21 protein-coding genes are annotated in these 22,282 nt (G+C 70.5%); 11 read left to right on the top strand and 10 right to left on the bottom strand.

What is annotated here, in order from left to right; genetic code table 11:
* The first annotated feature begins 196 nt into the window (after positions 1-196).
* The 5 genes from ACFZCP_RS12460 to ACFZCP_RS12440 all read left to right on the top strand — a co-directional run bounded on the left by ACFZCP_RS12460 (position 197) and on the right by ACFZCP_RS12440 (position 4,837).
* Complete coding sequence (locus tag ACFZCP_RS12460) at positions 197-883, top strand: maleylpyruvate isomerase family mycothiol-dependent enzyme (RefSeq protein ID WP_391426561.1); 687 nt, start codon at positions 197-199, stop codon at positions 881-883.
* Positions 884-929: 46 nt separating this feature from the next.
* Positions 930-1,586: an MBL fold metallo-hydrolase gene (locus ACFZCP_RS12455; RefSeq protein WP_391426559.1), complete on the top strand. Its 657-nt coding sequence runs from the start codon at positions 930-932 to the stop codon at positions 1,584-1,586.
* Positions 1,587-2,250: 664 nt separating this feature from the next.
* Positions 2,251-3,135, top strand: coding sequence for a transporter substrate-binding domain-containing protein (locus ACFZCP_RS12450; protein ID WP_391426557.1), 885 nt, complete (start codon positions 2,251-2,253; stop codon positions 3,133-3,135).
* A gap of 50 nt (positions 3,136-3,185) precedes the next feature.
* Positions 3,186-4,073: an ABC transporter permease subunit gene (locus ACFZCP_RS12445; RefSeq protein ID WP_391426904.1), complete on the top strand. Its 888-nt coding sequence runs from the start codon at positions 3,186-3,188 to the stop codon at positions 4,071-4,073.
* Entirely contained in the window at positions 4,070-4,837 is a 768-nt protein-coding gene (locus ACFZCP_RS12440) for an ATP-binding cassette domain-containing protein (RefSeq protein ID WP_391426555.1), read from the top strand. Before ACFZCP_RS12445 ends, ACFZCP_RS12440 begins: the two co-directional genes overlap by 4 nt.
* Before the next feature lie 11 nt (positions 4,838-4,848).
* Here the strand turns inward: ACFZCP_RS12440 and aroQ are convergent, their stop codons facing one another.
* A complete protein-coding gene (aroQ, locus tag ACFZCP_RS12435; protein WP_362680311.1) occupies positions 4,849-5,322 on the bottom strand; it encodes a type II 3-dehydroquinate dehydratase in 474 nt (157 codons plus the stop codon).
* Positions 5,323-5,531: 209 nt separating this feature from the next.
* Here aroQ and ACFZCP_RS12430 point away from each other — a divergent pair, with 209 nt between their 5' ends.
* On the top strand, positions 5,532-6,803 hold the full coding sequence (locus tag ACFZCP_RS12430; RefSeq protein WP_391426902.1) for an MFS transporter: 1,272 nt from the start codon (positions 5,532-5,534) through the stop codon (positions 6,801-6,803).
* A gap of 14 nt (positions 6,804-6,817) precedes the next feature.
* On the opposite strand, the gene ACFZCP_RS12425 is transcribed toward ACFZCP_RS12430, so the two are convergent.
* The 6 genes from ACFZCP_RS12425 to ACFZCP_RS12400 all read right to left on the bottom strand — a co-directional run bounded on the left by ACFZCP_RS12425 (position 6,818) and on the right by ACFZCP_RS12400 (position 15,032).
* Positions 6,818-7,918, bottom strand: coding sequence for a calcium:proton antiporter (locus tag ACFZCP_RS12425; RefSeq protein ID WP_391426553.1), 1,101 nt, complete (start codon positions 7,916-7,918; stop codon positions 6,818-6,820).
* 132 nt (positions 7,919-8,050) lie between these two features.
* Positions 8,051-9,058: a TerC/Alx family metal homeostasis membrane protein gene (locus ACFZCP_RS12420; protein ID WP_391426551.1), complete on the bottom strand. Its 1,008-nt coding sequence runs from the start codon at positions 9,056-9,058 to the stop codon at positions 8,051-8,053.
* A 222-nt stretch (positions 9,059-9,280) separates the two neighbouring features.
* Entirely contained in the window at positions 9,281-11,164 is a 1,884-nt protein-coding gene (locus ACFZCP_RS12415) for a TerD family protein (RefSeq protein WP_391426549.1), read from the bottom strand.
* Between the two features lie 56 nt (positions 11,165-11,220).
* Entirely contained in the window at positions 11,221-11,799 is a 579-nt protein-coding gene (locus tag ACFZCP_RS12410) for a TerD family protein (protein ID WP_361127523.1), read from the bottom strand.
* Between the two features lie 157 nt (positions 11,800-11,956).
* Positions 11,957-14,113 (bottom strand): excinuclease ABC subunit UvrB, encoded by a 2,157-nt coding sequence (uvrB, locus tag ACFZCP_RS12405; protein WP_391426547.1) that lies wholly within the window; start codon positions 14,111-14,113, stop codon positions 11,957-11,959.
* Positions 14,114-14,153: 40 nt separating this feature from the next.
* Complete coding sequence (locus ACFZCP_RS12400; RefSeq protein ID WP_391426545.1) at positions 14,154-15,032, bottom strand: MHYT domain-containing protein; 879 nt, start codon at positions 15,030-15,032, stop codon at positions 14,154-14,156.
* A gap of 279 nt (positions 15,033-15,311) precedes the next feature.
* On the opposite strand from ACFZCP_RS12400, the gene ACFZCP_RS12395 reads away from it, so the two are divergent.
* Together ACFZCP_RS12395 and ACFZCP_RS12390 are read left to right on the top strand one after the other, a co-directional pair.
* Positions 15,312-16,181, top strand: a complete 870-nt coding sequence (locus ACFZCP_RS12395) for a glycerophosphodiester phosphodiesterase family protein (RefSeq protein WP_391426543.1) — start codon at positions 15,312-15,314, stop codon at positions 16,179-16,181.
* A gap of 52 nt (positions 16,182-16,233) precedes the next feature.
* On the top strand, positions 16,234-16,788 hold the full coding sequence (locus ACFZCP_RS12390) for a methylated-DNA--[protein]-cysteine S-methyltransferase (protein WP_391426541.1): 555 nt from the start codon (positions 16,234-16,236) through the stop codon (positions 16,786-16,788).
* A 6-nt stretch (positions 16,789-16,794) separates the two neighbouring features.
* Here the strand turns inward: ACFZCP_RS12390 and ACFZCP_RS12385 are convergent, their stop codons facing one another.
* Positions 16,795-17,223, bottom strand: coding sequence for a VOC family protein (locus tag ACFZCP_RS12385; RefSeq protein WP_391426539.1), 429 nt, complete (start codon positions 17,221-17,223; stop codon positions 16,795-16,797).
* A 99-nt stretch (positions 17,224-17,322) separates the two neighbouring features.
* Between ACFZCP_RS12385 and ACFZCP_RS12380 the strand changes: the two genes are divergently transcribed.
* Both ACFZCP_RS12380 and ACFZCP_RS12375 read left to right on the top strand, forming a co-directional pair.
* On the top strand, positions 17,323-18,231 hold the full coding sequence (locus tag ACFZCP_RS12380) for a pseudouridine-5'-phosphate glycosidase (protein WP_362680281.1): 909 nt from the start codon (positions 17,323-17,325) through the stop codon (positions 18,229-18,231).
* Positions 18,216-19,151, top strand: coding sequence for a PfkB family carbohydrate kinase (locus ACFZCP_RS12375; protein ID WP_391426537.1), 936 nt, complete (start codon positions 18,216-18,218; stop codon positions 19,149-19,151). Before ACFZCP_RS12380 ends, ACFZCP_RS12375 begins: the two co-directional genes overlap by 16 nt.
* Before the next feature lie 224 nt (positions 19,152-19,375).
* On the opposite strand, the gene ACFZCP_RS12370 is transcribed toward ACFZCP_RS12375, so the two are convergent.
* Positions 19,376-20,170, bottom strand: a complete 795-nt coding sequence (locus ACFZCP_RS12370; protein ID WP_362680275.1) for a methyltransferase domain-containing protein — start codon at positions 20,168-20,170, stop codon at positions 19,376-19,378.
* A 172-nt stretch (positions 20,171-20,342) separates the two neighbouring features.
* On the opposite strand from ACFZCP_RS12370, the gene corA reads away from it, so the two are divergent.
* Positions 20,343-21,470 carry a magnesium/cobalt transporter CorA gene (gene corA, locus ACFZCP_RS12365; RefSeq protein ID WP_391426535.1) on the top strand — a complete coding sequence of 376 codons (1,128 nt, stop codon included), beginning with the start codon at positions 20,343-20,345 and terminating at the stop codon, positions 21,468-21,470.
* 52 nt (positions 21,471-21,522) lie between these two features.
* Here corA and ACFZCP_RS12360 read toward each other — a convergent pair whose 3' ends face one another.
* Positions 21,523-22,155, bottom strand: a complete 633-nt coding sequence (locus tag ACFZCP_RS12360; RefSeq protein WP_391426534.1) for a uridine kinase — start codon at positions 22,153-22,155, stop codon at positions 21,523-21,525.
* Positions 22,156-22,282: the final 127 nt, after the last annotated feature.

Raw genomic sequence — 22,282 nt, 5'->3', positions numbered from 1 at the left:
ACAGGGGCGGGGCCCCCGTGCTTCTTCGAGACTAGGGGGAGCCACTGACAACGCCGGTCGGATTGCCCGGTTGCATAACAACCCCCGGACATCCAGCATGCCCGACGCCACTCTCGACGATATAGCACGTGCTTTCGATTCGCGGGCGAGGTTCACCACCTTCACCCAAAGGTGTGGCGGGACTAGGGTCAGGCCCATGATTGATCACGCTCATGACCTGGCCTGTGTACGGGACGCGACCGAACGGCTCCTCACCGCTGCCGCCGCACTGGACAACGCGTCGCTCGCCGAGCCGTCACGGCTTCCCGGCTGGACCCGCGGACACGTCCTCGCCCATCTCGCCCGCAACGCGGACGCGCTCGTGAACGTCCTCGAGGGCCGTCCCATGTACGCGAGCGCCGGGATGCGCGACGCCGACATCGAGCGGGACGCCCCGCGCCCCCTGGACGTCCAGCTCGCCGACGTGCGCGACAGCGCCGCCCGCTTCCAGGAGACGGGGGACGCTCCGGCGGACTGGGCGCGCACGGTGGAGCTGCGCAACGGGGTCACCGACTCCGCGTCCCGGGTGCCGTTCCGGCGCCGGATCGAGGTGGAACTGCACCACGTGGACCTCGGGATCGGATACGAGCTGGAGGATCTTCCGGCCGAGTTCACCGAGCGGGAGATCGACTTCCTGACACAGCGCTTCTCCGGGCACAGTGACGTCCCGGCCACCCGTGTCACGGACGGCACGCACGCGTGGAGCACGGGACGCGAGGGGGCCGAGCCCGAGATCACCGTCAGCGGCGCCCCGGCGGACCTGCTGGGCTGGCTCGCCGGACGCCGTGACGGCGCCGCGCTGAAGACGATGGGCGGCGCACTGCCGCAGCTGCCCCCGCTGTAGGCCGACGACGGTCCTTCGGGCACTCCCCGGCGATAGGCTGATCACCATGACGTACACCGGAGAGGTCAAGGTCGGCGGAGCGGCAGACGTGCACGAGCTGAAGGACCTGATGATCACGAAGATCGCGGTCGGCCCGATGGACAACAACGCCTATCTGCTGCGCTGCCGGGCCACCGACGAGCAGCTCCTCATCGACGCCGCCAACGATGCGCGGACGCTGCTCGGCATGATCGGTGACGACGGCATCGCGTCCGTCGTCACCACCCATCAGCATGGCGACCACTGGCAGGCGCTCGCCGAGGTCGTCTCCGCCACCGGTGCCCGTACGTATGCCGGACGGGACGACGCCGAGGGCATTCCGGTGCCCACGGACGTCCTGGTCGACGACGGTGACGTCATCAGGGTGGGGCAGGTGGAACTCACCGCACGCCACCTCGTCGGGCACACACCGGGCTCCATCGCGCTGGTCTACGACGACCCGCACGGCCACCCGCACGTCTTCACCGGGGACTGCCTCTTCCCGGGCGGAGTCGGCAACACGCGCAAGGACCCGGCGGCGTTCGCCCGTCTGATCCACGACGTGGAGACGAAGATCTTCGGCACGCTGCCGGACGAGACATGGGTCTACCCCGGACACGGCAACGACACCACGCTGGGTGCGGAGCGGCCGCACCTTCCGGAGTGGCACGCGCGCGGGTGGTGATTCACCGGGCGTCCACCGGCTCGGGACCTGCTTCGGGGCGCCCGGCTCTGCGCCGGGGCTCTGGGCCGGGGCTCTGGGCCCCGCCTCGGGACGCCTGACCGGGTCGCCGGTTCGGGGCACGCGGGTTCGGGGGTACATGGCTCCGGACACTGGTTCGCGTGACGCCTGGTTCACGACGTCCCATTCACGACACCTCGTTTGTGCCACCTCGTTTACGCCACCTCGTTCGTGCCACCTCGTTCGTGACACCTGCTTCGTGCGTGACTGCTGGACCGTAGGGGGCCTTCGACCAGTTCCCCGCGCCCCCTGGGGCCAGCCCTGCGCGGCTCAAGAGGCAGGCTTTCCGTGCGACCGGCGCGCGCCCGCATGTACACCGGCCGTACATGCGACGGCGCGCGCCCCGTGTGAACGCTTCGCACGCGCCGCACCCGCGTGCGCGCTCCCGAAGACCGCTGTCCCGCTGTCAACTGGTTGGCAGCCCCGCACAGGACGACGGCTCCTGGGCGGCAGGGGCCGCCGGCCTTCCCACCCCGCCCTCGGCCGGCGGCCCGGGCCAGGGCCGCCGCAGAAGCAGCGTTCACACGCGCGCAACACCGGTTCCCACTATGCGGAATCCGAGCCATGCGACCTGGACAAGCAGGGGGTTCGCTGCCAATCTCCCGCCATGCACCTTGCCTCTCGCGCACTGCGCTGCGCGGTTGCCGCCGCGACCACAGCCCTGCTCACCACCGCCGTCGGCTGTGCCCCGCAGCCCGAGGACAAGGCGACGGCCGCTCCGTCCGGGTCCGCGGCAAAGAACTGCACCAAGGGCAAGCTGGCCACCAAGACGTCCGGAAAGCTGACGATCGCGACGGACGAACCGGCGTACGAGCCGTGGTTCAAGGACGACAGACCCGCGAACGGCAAGGGCTTCGAGTCCGCGGTCGCCTATGCGGTGGCGCAGCAACTGGGCTACGGCAAGAGCAGGGTCGTCTGGCAGAGCGTGCCGTTCAACAAGGCGTTCGCGCCCGGCGTGAAGACGTTCGACTTCGACATCAACCAGGTGTCGATCAGCACCGAGCGCAAGAAGGCCGTTGACTTCTCCTCCGGTTACTACGACGTGCGCCAGGCCGTCATCGCCCTGAAGGGCAGCAAGGCCGCCAAGTCGAGGGGCATCGCGGATCTGAAGGGCCTCAAGCTGGGCGCCCAGGTGGGCACGACGAGCCTCGACTACATCACCGACGTGGTGAAGCCGAAGCAGGAGCCCGCCGTGTACGCCAAGAACGACCAGGCCAAGTCCGCGCTGAAGAACGGCCAGGTCGACGCAGTCGTCACCGACCTGCCGACCGCTTTCTACATCACCGCGGCCGAGGTGACCGATGCGAAGATCGTCGGCCAGTTCGAGAACCAGGGCGGCACGTCCGAGCAGTTCGGGCTCGTGCTGGACAGGGGCAGCGCGCTGACCCCGTGCGTCACCGGTGCCGTCGACGCCCTGCGCAAGGACGGCACGCTGGCGGGGATCGAGAAGCAGTGGCTCTCCGACGCCGTCGACGCGCCGGTGCTCAAGTGACCCTCGCCAAGGGCGAGTCCACCCCGGACGGGGCGGACGGCACGAGCGGCTTGACCGGCGGCGCCGGGGACGCGGTGCCCGCCGCCGACGACGGCTACGTGCCCTCCGCGCGGCGGCTGGAGCGCGAGCGTCACCGCAGGGCGCGCACCCGCCGCGCCACGGCCGTCGCGGCGCTGTCGACCCTGGTCACGGCCGTCGTGCTCTACCTGGTCGTCGTCAACGCGCCGGGCTGGCCGCGCACCAAGGAGACGTTCTTCAGCGCGCACTACGCGCGCGAGGCACTGCCGAAGGTCCTCGAAGGGCTGTGGCTGAACGTCCGTCTGCTGCTCGTCTGCGGTGTCGCCGTGCTGGTTCTCGGCATGCTGATCGCCGTCGCCCGCACCCTGCGCGGCCCGGTGTTCTTCCCGCTGCGGGTACTGGCGGCGGCGTACACGGACTTCTTCCGCGGCCTGCCGCTGATCATCAACCTGATGATCGTGGTCCTGGGCGTTCCGGCGCTGCGGCTGCAGGGCGTGACGGTGGATCCGGTGCTGCTGGGCGGTACGGCGCTGACGCTGACGTACTCGGCGTACGTGGCCGAGGTGTTCCGGGCCGGCATCGAGTCGATCCACCCCTCGCAGCGCGCCGCGGCCCGCTCGCTGGGCCTGACCAACCGGCAGGCCCTGCGCCACGTCGTGCTGCCCCAGGCGGTGCGCCGGCAGGTGCCGCCGCTGCTCAACGACCTGGTGTCGCTGCAGAAGGACACCGGCCTGGTGTCGATCGGCGGCGCGGTCGACGCCGTACGGGCCGCCGACATCATCGTGGGCCGCAGCCTCAACTACACGCCGTACATCGTCGCCGGGCTGGTGTTCGTCGCGCTGACCATTCCGATGACCCGGTTCACGGACTGGGTGACGGCCAGGATGGACCGGAAGCGGGCGCAGGGAGGATCGATATGAGCACGGCACCCCTGGACGGCTCCCCCGTGCTGCGGATGGAATCCGTCCGCAAGACCTTCGGGGACTCGGTCGTGCTGCGGGACGTCGGCCTGGAGGTCGCCCCGCACACCGTGACCGCGCTGATCGGAGCCTCCGGTTCGGGCAAGTCCACGCTGCTGCGCTGTGCCAACCTCCTGGAGGAGATCGACGACGGTGCGATCTGGCTGGACGGCGAGGAGATCACCGACCCGCGCGTCGACCAGGACGCGGTACGGCGCCGGATCGGCGCGGTCTTCCAGGCGTACAACCTCTTCCCGCACATGACCGTCCTGGACAACATCACGCTCGCCCCGCGCCGCGTGCACGGCGTCTCCCGCGCGCAGGCCGAGCAACGGGCCAGGGATCTGCTGGAGCGACTCGGGCTCGGCGGCAGGGCGGATGCCTACCCGGACCGGCTGAGCGGCGGCCAGCAGCAGCGTGTGGCGATCGTGCGGGCCCTGGCCGTACGGCCCCGGCTGCTGCTGCTCGACGAGATCACCGCCGCCCTCGACCCCGAACTCGTGGGCGAGGTGCTGGAGGTGGTCCGTGACCTGAAGGACGAGGGCATGACCATGGTGCTGGCGACGCACGAGATGGGCTTCGCCCGGGACGTCGCGGACCAGGTCTGTTTTCTGGACGGAGGGGTCGTGCTGGAGCGCGGCACCGCGGAACAGGTCTTCGGCGACCCGCAGCAGGAGCGCACGCGGCGCTTCCTGCGGCGGATCGTGGAGGCCGGCCGTCTGTAGCACCGTGCGGGCTACGCGTCGCCCTGCGCCGCTCCCACCAGGGCGGCGACCCGCTCCACGCCGAACACATAGCCCTGCACCCCGCAGCCCGCGATCACACCGTCGGCGCGCAGGGAGACGTACGAGTGGTGCCGGAACGACTCGCGCTGGTGGATGTTGGAGATGTGCACCTCCAGCACGGGCATGCCGTCGCAGGTGTTGAGGGCGTCCAGAATCGCGACCGACGTGTGGGAGTAGGCGCCGGGGTTGATGACGATCCCGCAGTGCTTCAGCCGTGCCTCGTGGATCCAGTCGACCAGTTCGCCCTCGTGGTTGGACTGCCGGAAGTCGACCGTGCCACCGTGCGCGGCCGCCGCCTTGGCACACATCGCCTCGACGTCGGCAAGCGTGTCCTTGCCGTAGATCTCGGGCTGGCGCTGGCCGAGGAGGTTCAGGTTGGGCCCGTTGAGGATCATGATCGGGGCGTTGGCCAGGGTGCGGGGCACGGTTCCTCCGGTCCGTTCGGGGCGGTGCGTGGTGACCGCCGCTCGGACCCGGTCTATCACGGTGGCCTCGGCGGGCGAGGGGCCGTGCGTGCCGGCCGCCTGGCGTGCGCGGTGGTCTCGGTGATCACCTCCGTGCGCCCCCGTAACCCTTGATCACCGTGGGTAGTTGACGCGACATGCACGATGTACGCGCCGTAAGGGCTCCCTCCATGCTGCGGCTCGCCGCCGCCTCGCTCGTCGGGACCGCGATCGAGTTCTACGACTTCTTCGTCTACGGGACCGCTGCGGCCCTGGTCCTGGGGCCGCTGTTCTTCCCGACCTTCTCGCCGGTGGCGGGGACCCTGGCAGCGTTCGTGACCTTCGGGGCGGGGTTCGTGGCCCGGCCGCTGGGCTCCATGCTGTTCGGACACCTCGGCGACCGGCGCGGACGGCGTCCGGTGCTGGTCCTCTCGCTCCTGCTGACCGGCGCCTCGACGGTCGCCGTCGGGTGCGTGCCGACCTACGGATCCATCGGCGCGGCAGCCCCCGTGCTGCTGCTCGTCCTGCGCTTCCTGCAGGGGCTGGGGCTCGGCGGGGAGTGGGGCGGGGCCGTGCTGCTGACGGCCGAGCACGCTCCCCCGGAGCGGCGGGCCCTGTGGTCGAGCTTTCCCCAGGTGGGACCGGCGATCGGCTTCGTGCTCGCCAACGGGGTGATGCTCGCGCTCTCGGCGGGCCTGTCGGATGCGCAGTTCGCGCAGTGGGGCTGGCGGGTGCCGTTCTGGGCGGCCGGTGTACTGGCGCTGGCCGGGCTGTGGCTGCGCTCGTCGCTCGCCGAGAGCCCCCGCTTCCTGGAGATCGACGATCATGCGCGCGTGCCGCTCGTCGAGGTCGTACGGCACCACGGGCGGCTGGTGCTGCTGACGGCCGGGGCACTGGCCGTCGGGTACGCGGTGTTCTACGCCGTGACGACGTGGTCGCTCGCGTATGCGACGGAACAGCTCGGAGTGAGCCGCACCGTCATGCTGACCTGCGTCATGGCCGCCGTCATCGTGCAGGGAGCGATCACACCCTTCATCGCGCTGCTCGGCGACCGTTACGGACGCCGCCCGTTGTGCCTGACGGGGTGCACCGCGTGCGCGCTGTGGATGCTGCCGATGGTCGCGCTGCTGGGGACCGGTGAGCCGCTGCTGATGTTCCTCGGCATCCTGGGCGCGCTGATCGCCTTCATCACCATGTTCGCGGTGATCGCCGCGTATCTGCCGGAGCTGTACGAGGCGCGGGTGCGCTGCACGGGCGCCGCGGTCGGTTACAACCTCGGCGGGGTCCTCGGGGGCGCGCTGACCCCGATCGTGGCGACCGCCCTCGCGGAGCACGGCGGGCGCGTTCCGTGGGGGGTGGGCGTGTATCTGACGGGGGTGGCGCTGCTGAGCCTCGGCTGCTTCGCGCTGCTGCCCGAGACGCGCCCGGTGCCCGTGCCGGCGGTGGAACCGGCCACGGGCTGACCGGGCGGCCGGCGCTACGGGTTGACCGCCAGCTCCAGGTAGGCCAGGAACAGCACCAGATGGACGCCACCCTGCAGGGGGGTGGCCCGGCCCGGGACCACCGTCAGCGAGCTGACCACCACGGTCAGCAGGAGCAACAGCATGTCCGTCGGGCCGAGGCCGAGGACGAGCGGTCCGGACAGCCAGAAGGAGGCGAGCGCGACGGCGGGGATGGTCAGGCCGATGCTGGCCATCGCCGAGCCGAGCGCGAGGTTGAGGCTGGTCTGCACCCGGTCGCGGCGGGCGGAGCGCAGGGCGGCGATCGTCTCGGGCAGCAGCACGAGCAGGGCGATGACCACACCGACGACCGCCTGGTTCAGTCCGGCCGCCGCCACTGCGGACTCGACGGTGGGCGACACGCCCTTGGCCAGGCCGACCACGCCGACCAGGGAGAGGCCGAGCAGGCCGAGGCTGGTCCAGGCGGTGCGCCGGGTCGGTCGCCCGGCGTGGGTGTCCACGGTGATGACCTCGCCCTGCCGGGTGATCGGCAGGAAGTAGTCGCGGTGCCGCACGGTCTGGGTGGCCACGAACAGGCCGTAGAGGATGAGCGAGGACAGTGCCGCGAACGTCAGCTGCACGGTGGAGAACTCGGGCCCGGGCTTGCTGGTGGTGAAGGTCGGCAGCACCAGGCTGAGCGTGGCCAGGGTCGCCACCGTCGCGAGGGCGGCGCCGGTGCCCTCGGGGTTGAAGACCGCGGTGCCGTGGCGCAGGGAGGCGACGAGCAGGCAGAGCCCGACGATGCCGTTGCAGGTGATCATCACGGCGGCGAAGACGGTGTCGCGGGCCAGACTTGCGCTCTTGGCACCGCCGTCGGCCATGAGGGTGACGATCAGGGCCACCTCGATGATCGTGACGGCGATGGCGAGCACCAGCGAGCCGAAGGGCTCGCCGACTCGGTGGGCGACCACCTCGGCGTGGTGCACCGCGGCCAGTACGGACCCGGCGAGGACCAGGGTCACCAGCGCGACGACCGCGCCGGGCAGGTCCCGGCCCCAGGTGAAGATCAGCAGGACGACCGCGAGCACCGGCACGAGGAGCGTCCACCGCGGGGTGAGCGACCTGAGCCGAGTGATCATGCAGCGATGGTTACAGACACGTACAGGGTTCGCATTCCGTTCTTTCCGGATCCCTTCTCATCCTTTCTGTGCGAGGCCCGGGCGCCGGTGACGCCGGGGCCTCGCGGGGTCGGGTGACGGCGTTCGCGTCACCTACCGCCGGGCGTCCACGTCCTCCTTCTCGGCGCCGTCGCCCGCAGCGGACGCGACCTCGGCGGCCGCCTGCTTCTTGGAGGCGATCAGGCTGGTGACGGTGGTGACCACCAGGACCACGCAGATGACACCGAGCGAGACCGGGATGCTGATCTCGGGGACGTGCACCCCGGACTCGTGCATCGCGTGCAGCACCAGCTTGACGCCGATGAAGCCGAGGATGATCGACAGGCCGTACGACAGGTGGACCAGCTTCCTCAGCAGTCCGCCGATGAGGAAGTACAGCTGGCGCAGACCCATCAGGGCGAAGGCGTTGGCGGTGAAGACGATGTACGGGTCCTGGGTCAGGCCGAAGATCGCGGGGATGGAGTCCAGCGCGAACAGCACGTCCGTGGTGCCGATGGCGAGCATCACGACCAGCATCGGGGTCATGACCCGCTTGCCGTTCTGCTGGATCCACAGCTTGGTGCCGTGGTACCGGTCGGCCACGCCGAACCTGCGCTCGGCGGCCTTCAGCAGTTTGTTCTCCTCGTACTCCTCGTCTTCCTCGTCGGAGCGGGCCTCCTGGATCAGCTTCCAGGCGGTCCAGATCAGGAAGGCGCCGAAGAGGTAGAACACCCAGGAGAAGCTGGCGATGATCGCGGCTCCGGCCGCGATGAAGACGGCCCGCAGGACCAGGGCTATGAGGACACCGACGAGCAGGACCCTCTGCTGGTACTGCGAGGGCACCGCGAACTTCGCCATGATCAGGACGAAGACGAAGAGGTTGTCGACGCTCAGGGACTTCTCGGTGATGAAGCCCGCGAAGAACTCGCCGGCCGGCTGACCACCACCCAAGACGAGCAGGCCGAGGCCGAAGAGCCCGGCCAGGGCGATCCAGACGACGGTCCAGATTCCGGCTTCCTTGATGGACACGTCATGGGGCTTGCGCCCGATGAAGAAGTCGACGGCGATCAGGGCGGCCAGCCCCAGGATGGTCAGGGCCCACAGGCCCATGGAAACTTCCACTGCACCCTCCGGCATTGCGTAACGGCAAACATCTGGGTTGTCGCTGCCGGAGGTCTCTTCCACCCGCGATGGGCCGGCGTCCCGGGATCCTCGTCGATCCGTACTGACGGGTGCGCCGCAGTCAGGGAGTACTCCCCTCCGTACGGAAGAGACTACCCCAAAAACCAAGGGAAGGTAAAGTAGCAGGTAAATAAAAAGCCAAACAGCCAGGTCAAAGGCCCTTTACCTGTGCTTGGTGCGAGCCGCCGCCACCTCGGCGAGCACCTGCTGGAGGATGCCGCTGCCGGGCGGTACCAGCGAGGGCTCATACGTCCAGGCATGACCGACCCAGGGGTCGGCGAGGTGATCGTCGGGCACGGGGGTGAGTCGCATCAGTGAACGCCACAGCGGATCGAGCAACGGCCCGTACGCCTCGGCGTCCTCGCGATCCGCGACCATCACCAGGTGGACACCCACGGCAGGACCCTCGTCGGCGAGATAACGCAGCTGGGTCACGGCCCGGTCGTCGAAGCCGTGCGGGAAGTCGTTGACGATCAGGAGTTGCTGCGTGGTGCCGACGCCGGGTGGCAGCGACTGGGCCGCGCCGCCCCGGACGGCCATCTGTATCAGGTCGACGTGCCCGGTGAGCCGCCCCAGGACGTCCGCCACCCCGACCGCACCGGCCGCGGGCGGCGCCGTCAGGGCTCCGGTGCTGACCAGTGGCTGGAGCGCCGGGGCGCCGGCACCGGCCGGATCGATGACCTGCACGGCGAACTCCCCTGCCGGGTGGACGGCGAGCAGCCGGGCAGCGAGCGCCACCGCCGTCTCCATGGCGAGCCGACGCGGCCCGGAGGAGTCCGGGACGGTGTCGTCGAGCCCCGCCGCCGGGCCGCTGTCGATCCACAGCCCTCGCTCCAGCGGCAGTCTGACCAGCATCGGGATGCGCAGCGGGACGCTCTCGGGAAGGTGGAGATCGCCCAGCCGCAGGGCCATCGGCGGCTCGGCCGGCACGCGGTAGCCGTGCCAGACGGGGTTGTCCCAGCGGGCGTAGGCGGGTGGCAGCGCGGGCTCGACGACCTCGGACTCGGCGGAGAGCTGGGCGAGGTCCCGGTCGAGTGCCGCCCGCGCCTGGCCGACCAGCTGGGAGTGCCGGGCTTGGGCCGCCTCGCGTGCGTCGTCTCCCGCCGCGCCGAGCCGGCTGCGCGGGTCGGTGAGGACCTGGTCGAGTTCCTTCTCCAGACGGGAGTCCGCGAAATCGACCGCGCTGCGATATGCCGCCGTGGTGCGGGCCAGGTCCTCGAACATGCCCCAGACCTGGTTGTACAGCCGCTCGTCCATCGACCAGCCCACCGCGTCACCCGCCACGGGCGGGGCGGGCTGACCGTCCGCGACCGGGCCCGCCGCAGGCGGGGGCGGGGGCGGGGTGGTGTGGGTGCGGCGGCCGGGATGCGTGTAGTCGACCGGGCCGCCGGGGACCGGTGCGTCGTGCGCATCAGAAGTGCCGTACGACGACGCCCGCACGGATGCCGTGGCGTCCGGGACGTGCTGCGGCGGCGGTGCCGGGATCGCCCGGGCCATGCTCCGTGTCACCGCCTCCTGGATGTGCGCCGTGAGTTCGCCGGCCTCGGACAGGCCCTGGTCGGCGAGAAGCGCGGCCAGACCCCCCGCGTACCCCTGTCCCACCGCACGCACCTTCCAGGCGTTCTGCCGGCGGTACAGCTCCAGGGCGACGACGGCCGACTCGGCATCCAGGCCGGTGAGGGTGAAGCGGACGATCCCGGTGCCGTCGAGACCCGTGACCACTGCCGTCGGAGCGGTGAGGGCACCGAACCGGAGTGGGCCGCCCGACCGCTCGGGCAGGGCGAGCAGCACCGAGACACGGTGGACCGCCTCGGGCAGGGCGTCCAGGTCGACGGCCAGACGGTGACCGGTGGCGGCCTGCCCGGAGACTTCGATGCCGGGCAGGGCGGGTGCGCCGGGGTGGGCCACCCAGGGGGCGCCGTGAACGGTGCCGTGCTCGTCCCCGAGCGTTGCCCCCGTCAGGACAGGCGCTGCGGCCGAGATCCGGATCTCCAGCCTGGCCCGGGACAGCGGGTGGTTCTGTCCCCGCACCAGTTCGGCCGTCATCGCCGTCGCCCCCTGTGTCGTGTTGTCGTACGCGCCTGCCCGAGCGAGCGGGTCTCCTACAGGTGCGGCAGGATCGCCGGCATCAGGTCCTGGAAGGTGCGGCCGTTGGCCGGAGTACCCAGAGCGGTCATCGCCCAGCCCGAGCCCGACCGGTGCACCTTCGCCATGATCTGGGCGGTGTACTCGCCGCCGCCGTTCAGGGTGTAGCGGGCGAGCTCCTGGCCGTTGGTCTCGTCGACGAGACGGCAGAAGGCGTTCTCCACCTCCTGGAAGGTCTGGCCCGTGAAGGAGTTCACGGTGAAGACGATCTGGTCGATGTGGACCGGGATACGCTGCAGGTCCACGAGGATGGCCTCGTCGTCGCCGCCCTGGCCGACACCGCCGACAAGGTTGTCGCCGGTGTGGCGCACGGAGCCGTCGTCGCTCACCAGGTGACGGAAGAAGACGACGTCGACCGGCTGCTTCTCGGCGAAGAGCACGGCGGAGGCGTCCAGGTCGATCTCACGGGTGCGCGAGCCGAACAGGCCGCGCCGCTTCGCCGCCTGCCAGCCGAGACCCATGCGGACAGCGGTCAGGGTCGCCCCGTCCTTCTTCTCCAGGCTGATGGCCTGACCCTTGGTCAAGTTGACGGACACGGCTGGTTCCCCTCTCGGTGTTCCCCTGTTGTCGCGCAGTGCGCGGTGCCAAGAACCCTACGCAGGGGCACCGACAGTGCCGAACCCCGGCCCGCGCTTTGTGTCGGTGTTGCAACACTGGGCGCATATGCCGAGGTCCGGCAGGGTAAGCAGGGGCTCAGGCGAGGCCCGCTTCCCGCATCTGGCGCAGTTCCTTCTTCATCTCGGAGACCTCGTCGCGCAGCCGGGCGGCGATCTCGAACTGCAGCTCCGCGGCGGCGGCGCGCATGCGCTCCGTCATCTCCTCGATCTGCTCGGCGAGTTCGGCCGCCGGACGGTCCGTGGGCACCGTGGCGTCCGCCTTGCCCTTGGCGGACTTGGCGGCCTTGCCGGCCTTCGCGCCCTTGGCCGCCTTGCCTCCGAGCGACGGGACGGGGGCCTTGGCGCCCTTGCCGTCCTTCAGGTTGCGGTAGCCGGAGCCGAGCAGTTGCTCGGTGTCGACCTCCTCGCGGGCGATCTGCGCGACGATGTCATTGATCTTCTTGCGCAGCGGCTGCGGGTCGATGCCGTTGGCCTTGTTGTAGGCGACCTGCTTCTCCCGGCGCCGGTTGGTCTCCTCGATGGCCTTCTCCATCGCCGGAGTGATCTTGTCGGCGTACATGTGGACCTGGCCGGAGACGTTGCGCGCCGCGCGGCCGATGGTCTGGATCAGCGAGGTCCCGGAGCGCAGGAAGCCCTCCTTGTCCGCGTCGAGGATGGCCACCAGGGACACCTCGGGCAGGTCGAGGCCCTCACGCAGCAGGTTGATGCCGACCAGGACGTCGAACTCGCCGGAGCGCAGCTCGCGCAGCAGCTCGACACGCCGCAGGGTGTCGACGTCGCTGTGCAGGTAGCGCACCTGGATGCCGAGTTCCAGGAAGTAGTCGGTGAGGTCCTCGGCCATCTTCTTGGTGAGGGTGGTGACCAGGACGCGCTCGTCCTTCTCGGTGCGTTGGCGGATCTCGTGCACCAGGTCGTCGATCTGCCCCTCGGTGGGCTTGACCACGACCTCCGGGTCGATGAGGCCGGTGGGGCGGATGATCTGCTCGACGACACCGTCCCCGCGGGACAGCTCGTAGGTGCCCGGAGTGGCCGACAGATAGACCGTCTGCCCGATGCGCTCCTGGAACTCCTCCCACTTCAGGGGACGGTTGTCCAGCGCGGAGGGCAGGCGGAAACCGTGCTCGACCAGTGTGCGCTTGCGGGAGGCGTCGCCCTCGTACATGGCCCCGATCTGCGGGACGGTGACGTGCGACTCGTCGATGACGAGCAGGAAGTCGTCCGGGAAGTAGTCCAGCAGGGTGTTGGGCGGGGAGCCGGGCGAGCGGCCGTCGAAGTGCATCGAGTAGTTCTCCACGCCGGAACAGCTGCCGATCTGGCGGAGCATCTCGATGTCGTACGTGGTCCGCATCCGCAGGCGCTGGGCCTCCAGCAGCTTGCCCTGCTTCTCCAGCTCCGAGAGGCGCTCCCCCAGCTCCTTCTCGATGTCGTTGACCGCCCGCTCCATGCGTTCGGGCCCTGCGACGTAGTGGGAGGCGGGGAAGACGTACAACTGCTGGTCGTCGCTGATGATCTCGCCTGTGATCGGGTGCAGCGTGGACAGCGCCTCGATCTCGTCGCCGAACATCTCGATACGGACGGCCAGTTCCTCGTAGACCGGGAAGATCTCGATGGTGTCGCCGCGCACCCTGAAGGTGCCACGGGTGAAGGCCAGGTCGTTACGGGTGTACTGGATGTCGACGAAACGGCGCAGCAGCTCGTCGCGGTCGATCTCGTCGCCGACGCTGAGCTGGACCATGCGGTCCACGTACTCCTGCGGAGTGCCGAGGCCGTAGATGCAGGACACGGAGGCGACCACGATGACGTCGCGCCGTGTGATCAGCGAGTTCGTCGCCGAGTGGCGCAGGCGCTCGACCTCCTCGTTGATCGAGGAGTCCTTCTCGATGTAGGTGTCCGACTGCGGGACGTAGGCCTCGGGCTGGTAGTAGTCGTAGTACGAGACGAAGTACTCGACCGCGTTGTTGGGGAGAAGCTCGCGGAACTCGTTGGCCAGCTGGGCGGCCAGCGTCTTGTTCGGTGCCATCACGAGGGTGGGGCGCTGGAGCTTCTCGATCATCCACGCCGTGGTGGCGGACTTGCCGGTGCCGGTCGCGCCCAGCAGGACGACGTCCTTCTCACCTGCCTCGATGCGTTTGGCCAGCTCGGCGATGGCCGCCGGCTGGTCGCCGCTGGGCTGGTAGGGGCTGACGACCTCGAAGGGCGCCACCGTGCGTTCGATGTGGGAAACGGGCCGCATGCCATCCACCGTACGACCCCCCACTGACAACGGGTCCCGATCAGCGGTTCTGCGGGGTGCGGGACTCGTGGTGCGCCGGGGGACCGACCGGGCGGGCAGCGGCGTGGAGCGGCGGGTGGCGATCGTGGTGGGAGGCGACGGCGGCGGCCGGGACGCCCGGCTTGTCCTCGACGGCGGTCCCGGCCGGCCGGCCCATGACCATCAGCGGATCGAACATCACGACGACGGCCGCGAGGAGCAGGAAGGCGAGCGGGCCGATCAGCATCGGCGCGAGCGCCGAGGCCGGTGAGCCCACGGTGCCGGAGCCCGGGGCGTGGTGGAGGTGGACGTCGAGGGCGGCCATGCCGGTGTAGTGCATACCGCTCACGGCGAGCCCCATCACGAGGCTCGCCCCGACACTCCACACGAAGCCCCTCACCCGTCCGGCCGCCCACAGAGCGGCGGTGGCCGCCACCACCGCTATGACGACGGAGGCGGCGACGGTGAACGTGTTGTACGTGAACCGCCCGTCGAAGTGCACGCCCGCCATGCCGAGGTAGTGCATGGAGGCGACGCCCAGACCGGTGATCGTGCCACCGGTGAACAGGGCGGTGCCGGTGGCACCCCTGTAACCGACGATGAAGATCCCCACGCCCACCATGACGATGGCGAGGCCCAGACTGGCGTAGGTGATCGGCTCGTCGTAGTGGATCGGCGTCTCCTCGATGGTGAAGCCCATCATGGCGACGAAGTGCATGGTCCATATTCCGGAGCCGATCGCGGCCGAGCCGAGGGCCAGCCAGGCGGGCCGCCGGGAGTGCGTGACCAGCAGGGACCGGGTCGTGCAGCGCAGGCCGAGGGCGCCACCCAGGCAGGCCATCACAAAGGCCACCAACGGGGTGACGGCCCCGTAGCTGAATCCGTCGACCGTGCCCTGCATGCGCGGCTGCCCTTCCGCCCTGTTGCGTCCCGGAATATGTGGAATGCGCCCCCGCCCCAGGACCGCGACGGCGGTCAGGGTTGACGCAGAGAGTATGACCCCCACCGGAATGGTCGAACGATTTTCCGGCAAAGAAACACGGCCCTGCCCCACTTGTGCGGCCCCCGTGAGCGGACCTGGACATCTCCGTTCAATGTGTGGGCTTTCTGCACACGAGTAACGTTTACTCTCTGCTGTCAAGCTGGTGCTGTCGGTATTCACTCGACGCGAGGAGTACGCATGCACGCGCGCGTAGTCGCCGCCATCGCCGCGGCCGTCCTGGGGGCCGCCGCCCTGTTGAGTCCCACGCCCGTCGCACGGGCGGGCGAGTCCGGCGAGCCCACCGTCATCGCACACCGCGGGGCCTCGGCCTACGCGCCGGAGAACACCCTGGCCTCCATCGACAGGGCGGCGAAGCTGGGCTTCTCCTGGGTCGAGAACGACGTGCAGCGCACCAAGGACGGCGAACTGGTCGTCATCCACGACGACAGTCTGGAGCGCACCACGAATGTGAAGAACGTCTTTCCGGACCGGGCGCCCTGGAAGGTGAAGGACTTCACCGCCGCCGAGATCGCGCGGCTGGATGCCGGCAGCTGGTTCTCCTCCGCCTTCGCGGGCACGCGCGTGCCGACCCTCTCGCAGTACATGCGCCGGATCGAGCACAACCACGAGAAACTGCTCCTGGAGATCAAGAACCCGGAGCTGTACCCCGGCATCGAGCAGCAGACCCTGAAGCTGCTCGGCAACGAGGGCTGGCTGGACCAGCAGCACCTGGGGCGGCTGATCGTGCAGAGCTTCAGCGCCGACAGCGTGCGCACCGTCCACGAGCTCAAGCCGGCCCTCACCACCGCCTACCTCGGCAAACCCTCCGTGGTGCAGTTGCAGGAGTACGCGCGCTTCGCCGACCTGATCAATCCCTCCTACGGCTCGATCTCCAAGGTCTACGTCTGCGCCGTGCACGCCGTCGAGGGGCCGCACGGCAGGCCGCTCGGAGTGTTCGCCTGGACGGTGAACGACGCCGCCGCCGCCCGTACGGTCAGCGGCTACGGAGTCGACGGGCTCATCAGTAACAAGCCCGACGTGGTGCGGGCGGCGCTGGGGTCGGACTGAGCGTGCCCCCGGCACGACGGGCGTTGTCAGTGGCGGGTCGTACGGTGGGCACATGGACAGCCATGGGCAGGACGAGCTGCGGGTCGTGTGGGCCGTCGTGGACACCGGCATCGGCCCGCTGATGCTGGCGGCGACACGCGAGGGACTGGTCAACGTCGTCTTCCACGCCACGGACGCGGTGCGCGAGCAGGCTCTGGAGCGGCTGGCGTCCCGGCTGGGCACCGAGCCCGCCGAGGACCCGGACTCCCCTGTGCTGGCCGAGGCGATACGACAGGTCGTGGAGTACTTCGCGGGCGGGCGTCATGGCTTCGACCTGCCCCTGGACTGGTCGCTGATCTCGGGCTTCAACCGGCAGGTGCTGCGCGAGCTGGCCTCCGGAGTCCCGTACGGCACGGTGGTCGGGTACGGCGACCTGGCCGGCCGGGTCGGGCAGCCGGGCGGGGCCCAGGCGGTGGGCGCGGCGATGGGCTCCAATCCGCTGCCGCTCGTCGTGCCGTGCCACCGGGTGGTGGAGAGCGACGGCGGCATCGGCGGCTTCGGGGGCGGCCTGGAGACCAAGCGGAAGCTGCTCGCCCTGGAGGGTGTGCTGCCCGAGCCGCTCTTCTGAGCGGCGCTATGCGTAGTGCCGGGCTTCGAGGACGTTGCCGTCCGGGTCCCGGAAGTAGAAGCTGCGCATGGCCTTCCCGCGGGCGCCGAAGGAGTCGTGGCCGATGTCGGTCACGGGGACGCCGCGGGTCTCCAGGCGGGCGAGCAGGGCGTCGAAGCCGGCGGACGGCAGCGACAGGCAGACGTGGTTGACGGGGTGACCGGCGCTGTCGGCGGAGCCCGGGAGCATGTTCATGCGCTCCGCGAGGCTGCGCGGTGCGAGGTCGAGGATGGTCTCCTCGTTGACGCGGACGGAGGGGAACGACACCTCTCCCTCGCTGAACTCGGCGACCCTCAGGGGCTCCAGCCCGACGGCGCTCTCGTAGAAGTCGGCCGCCGCAACCGGGTCCGACACCCACAGGACGACGTGGTCGAGACGCGTGGTGTGGTTCGTCATGCGGCCCAGGCTGGTGGTGTCCCCCACAGACCGCAAGCGTTTAGCCGGCCGTGCCGCCCGCCAGAGATGAGGAAGGACCGACGGACAGGAGGCGGGCACGTGGTGCTGGTGGTGTCGGAAGAAGTCAGGGCCGCGATCGATGCACGGCGGCCGGTGGTGGCCCTGGAGTCCACGATCATCGCCCATGGGCTGCCCCGTCCGCGCAATCAGCAGGTGGCGCTGGAGCTGGAGGACGCGGTGCGGCAGGAGGGCGCCGTACCCGCGACCATCGCCGTACTGGACGGGCGCCCGCGGATCGGCCTGGACAAGGAGCAGTTGGAGCGGATCGCGAACGAGGACGGCATCCGCAAGCTGGGCCACCGTGACCTCCCGCAGGCCGTGGCGGCAGGGGTGAGCGGGGCGACCACGGTGTCGGCGACCGCGCAGCTGGCGGCATTGGCGGGTGTCCGGGTGTTCGCCACGGGCGGGCTGGGCGGAGTGCACCGGGAGTGGACGGTGACCCAGGACGAGTCGGCCGATCTGGGCCTGCTGGCACGGACGCGGATCACCGTGGTGTGCGCGGGCGTGAAGTCCATCCTGGATGTGCCCGCGACCCTCCAGCGGCTGGAGACACTGGGCGTGGCGGTCGCCGGATACCGCACCGACCGGTTCCCCGGCTTCTACCTGTCCGACTCCGGGCATCCGGTCGACTGGACGCTGCAGAGCCCTGAGCAGGCCGCGGACGTCATGCGGGCGCAGGACGCGCTCGGCGCGGCGGAGTCGGCGCTGATCGTCGCCAACCCCGTGCCCGAGGAACAGCAACTCGATCCCGGGCTGCACGCGCGCGTGCTCGCCGACGCGCTGCGCGCCCTGGAGGAGCAGGGGATCACCGGCCAGGCGGTCACGCCGTTCCTGCTCGACTTCCTGGTCCGGCACACGGACGGCGCCTCACTGGACGCCAATCTGGCCGCCGTGCGCGGCAATGTGCGGCTGGCGGCCCGGATCGCGGCAGCGTGGACCAGGGGGTGACCGCGGGCCGGGACGGAGCGCTGCTGGTCGTGGGGGACGTCGTCACGGACGTCGTCGCCCGGCACCGCGGGCCGCTCGCGGCCGGCACCGACACGGCCGCCTCGGTCCGGACCCTGCCGGGCGGTGCGGGCGCCAACGTGGCCTGCTGGGCGGCACACGCGGGCTGTGCGCACGTAAGGCTGCTGGGGAGGGCGGGCGCGGACGCGGCGGAGTGGCACGAGCGGGAGCTGGTGGCGGCCGGGGTGCGGCCCCGGCTGGTGGTGGACCCGGACGCGGCCACCGGGACGGTGATCTGTCTCGTCGACGCGGGCGCGGCGGCCGAGCGGACGTTCCTCACGGACAGCGGGGCGTCCCTGAGGCTCGAACCGGCCGACTGGTCGGACGAGTTGCTCGACGGGGTCGCCCGGCTCCATCTGTCGGGCTACCTGCTGTTCTCGGAGCCGAGCCGGGCGCTCGCCGGGGTCGCCCGTGCGGCGGCAGGGGCGCGTGGCGTGCCGGTCAGCCTGGACCCGGCCTCGGCAGGCTTTCTCATGACGCTCGGGGTGGACCGTTTCCTGGCGTTCGCGGACGGGCTGGACGTGCTGCTGCCCAGCCGGGACGAGGCGTGCCTGCTGACGGGGCTGACCGACTGGGCGGAAGCGGCGGCCGAGTTGAGCCGGCTGGTGCCGCTGGTGGTGGCCAAGTCGGGTGAGAACGGGGCGCTGGTGGCCTGTTCCGGGAGCGTCGTCGCGCGGGTTCCGACCGCGCCGGCGACGCCCGTCGACACCACGGGCGCCGGTGACGCGTTCACCGGCGCGTTCCTCGCCGCCCTGGTCGCGGGCGCGGATCCGCGCGAAGCGGCGGCGCTGGGGTGCGCGGCGGGTGCACGGGCCGTGGAACGGGTGGGTGGCAGACCACCGCACCGGGGCCTCGGCGGCTGATCTTCACGCCTCGGCGGTTCCGCGAGTGTGCGTTCCGCGAGTCGGCGGCCGTGCCTGCGCCCGCCCATGTGCAGCCGACCACCGTGCAGAAGCACCATCGGACGCCGTGGGGCACCGCAGCCTGACGCCGTACGGAGTCGTCGTCGGTCGTCGTTCGGAACCGCCCCCTGCGCGGTGCGGCCTCGCCAGTGCAGGCGGCCGCTCGGGCCGCCGAACGCAGCTGTCTAGGCCTTGCGACCCCAGGCGGAGATCATCGGTGCGGTGACGAGGTCCATGCCGCCCGCTTCCACGTTGGCCAGGTGCCGGTCGATCTCCTCGTCCGTGGCGAGGCCCGCGGTCACGAGCCGGTCGCGGATCTGCCGGACCGTGGCGGACTCCAGAGCGGTGCAGGCGGGCGAGGTCACGGGGAAGTAGGCGTCGGCCTGCACGTCGAGCAACCCGGCCTCCCGGAGCAGACGCGGAAGCTTGCGGCCGTACGACAGGTCGGCGCCGCGGTCGGCGAGCAGCTTGCGGAAGCCCTGGCGCAGCCGGTTGGCGAGCCGCTGCTCGGGGCCGTACTCGTCGGGGCAGATCAGCGGCTGGAGAGCCGGGTCGGCGTCCTCGATGAGCAGCCATCCGCCGGGCCGCAGCGCCTCGATCATGGAGTTCAGGGCCTTTGCCCGGTCCGGGACATGCACGAGGACCAGTCGGGCGTGCACCACGTCGAAGCCCTCCCCCGGCGGCTCCTGCGTGCCCACGTCGTGGACGCGCGCCTCGACCGGAGGCCGGGCCACAGGGGTGAGCAGCGAGGTGTCGAGATCGGTCGCGACGACCCGGCCGGCAGGACCGACCTTCTCGGCGAGCCAGGAGACGACGGAGGTTCCGCCCGCCCCGACCTCCCAGCAGTGTCCGCCCGGCCCGAGCCCGAGCGCCTCCAGATGCCGGAAGGTCGTGGGATCGAAGAGGGAGGCGAAGGCGTCGAAGCGCTGTGCCGCCTCGGTCTGCCGGTTGTCCAGCAGATATCCGTCGGATTGCGTCATACCGCGATCATTCCAGTTGTCCCGATTGTCCGGAGCGATGGGTTGCCCACAGGCGGGAACAAAGCGGAACAGGTTGTTCCCACAGGCTTACTCGCCCTTTGCGCCGGACTGGCACACTTGCCGGTCAAGGCGCGAAAGCGCTGTGCAAGGAGATCCACGCGAGGAGATCCAGATGTCCATGGCAGGGAATCTGCGGAAGGTCACGGGGCTGGGCAGGGTCGGCGGCCTGCGCAAGGTGGCGCGGCTGGCCCGGCGGCAGCCGCGCGTGGACCTGAGCCATCCCGCCAGGTCACCGCTGGGTTCCTCGGTCGTGAACTGCGTGACGTACCAGGACGGGGTCCGGGTGCCGGGGTGCGCCGATCTGGTGGATGCCGTGGAGAAGGTACGCAAGACCGGGGAGGGGTTCGTCTGGCTGGGGCTGCACGAGCCGACGGACCGTGAGTTCGCGGGCATCGCGGAGCTGTTCGACCTGCACCCGCTGGCCGTGGAGGACGCGGTGGAGGCCCATCAGCGCCCCAAGGTGGAGCGTTACGGGGAGACGCTCTTCGCGGTGTTCAAGACCGTCTGCTACGTGGAGCACGAAAAGCTGACGGCGACGAGCGAGGTGGTCGACACCGGCGAGATCATGGTGTTCGTCGGCGAGGAGTTCGTCATCACGGTGCGGCACGGGCGGCACGGTTCGCTGGGCCCTCTGCGTGAGGAGCTGGAGGCCGATCCGCAGCAGCTCGCCAAGGGGCCGGCGGCAGTGCTGCACGCGATCGCCGACCATGTCGTGGACGACTACCTGAACGTCACGGACGCGGTGCAGGCGGACATCGACCAGGTCGAGACCGACGTGTTCTCGGAGAACGGCGCACGAGCCGACCCGGGGCGCATCTACCAGATGAAGCGTGAACTCCTCGAACTGAAGCGGGCGGTGGTGCCGCTCGCCCGGCCGGTGGAGGATCTGGCCACCCGGCCGATACGGGTGGTCGACCCGGAGATACAGGCCTACTTCAGGGATGTGCTCGATCATCTGATGCGGGCCAAGGACCAGATAGCCGCGTTCGACGAACTGCTCAACTCCATCCTGCAGGCGCACCTCGCGCAGGTGACGGTCGCGCAGAACGAGGACATGCGGAAGATCACGGCCTGGGCGGCCGTGATCGCGGTGCCGACGATGGTGTGCGGGGTCTACGGCATGAATTTCGACCACATGCCGGAGCTGCACTGGCGGTTCGGCTATCCGCTCGTCATGAGCGTTATGGCGGCGTCCTGCTTCGCGCTCTACCGGGGCTTCAGGCGCAACGGCTGGCTGTAGACGGCAAGCCCGCCGGGCTGATGCGGAAGGAGCGCGGCACGGGTCCTTCGGGTCAGCCGTTCCAGGCGGGGTGCCGCGGATCGTCGGCGCGCACGAGGACGTCGGCCGTGCCGGCCGGGTCGGTGTCCGCCTCGTAGCGCCGGAAGGCGGGCAGCGTCCAGTGGTCGGCCTCCGGCGTACGGCGGCGCAGGGCACCCGGGGAGAGGAGGACGTGGACGGTCAGGTCGAACGGGAACCAGTGGCGCAGCAGGAGGGGCCCGTGCAGCAGCAGGATTCCGCCTGGTGGAAGTGGGACGTACGGACTGCGGGTGGCACGGTCGGTGACCGGGTCCCACAGGTCGGGCAGGACACGGCCGGTGCCTTCGGGGCCGAGCGGGCCGAAGACCTCGCGCCACAGAGCGCCCGTGTCGAACCAGCCGCTGTAGTACGACTCCGCATCCCGTCGCCCGTGTTCCAGGCGGAGCGAGGCGGGGCGCAGAAAGCCCTCGGCGCCGACGACCAACGACGGCCTGCCCCGCACGCGCAGCGCCTCGGCGACGCGCTCGGCGAGGTCACCGGGGCGGGCGGCCGGTGCCCCGTCGAAGCCGACACGGGGCCAGGGACCCGCGTCGGCCGGCTTCAGCGCGAGCAGCCGGTCGGCCAGCTGCTCGGCGAGCCGGTCCCAGGTGATCGCTTCCAGTCGCACAACGCCCATGATGCCGGGTGGGGTCGGCGGGCGACGGCGGCAGGGTCCTGCTGCGGCCACGGAAACGGCGGCCGACGCCACTCCGGACCGGGGAATCCAAGAAGGGGCGCGGGGCGGTGTGGGAGCC

Origin of the sequence: Streptomyces sp. NPDC007971, from assembly GCF_042958635.1 — a bacterium.
Taxonomy (GTDB): Bacteria; Actinomycetota; Actinomycetes; order Streptomycetales; family Streptomycetaceae; genus Streptomyces.
The sequence above is the reverse complement of the archived record's forward strand: the minus strand, read 5'-3'. Positions and strand labels throughout refer to the sequence as shown.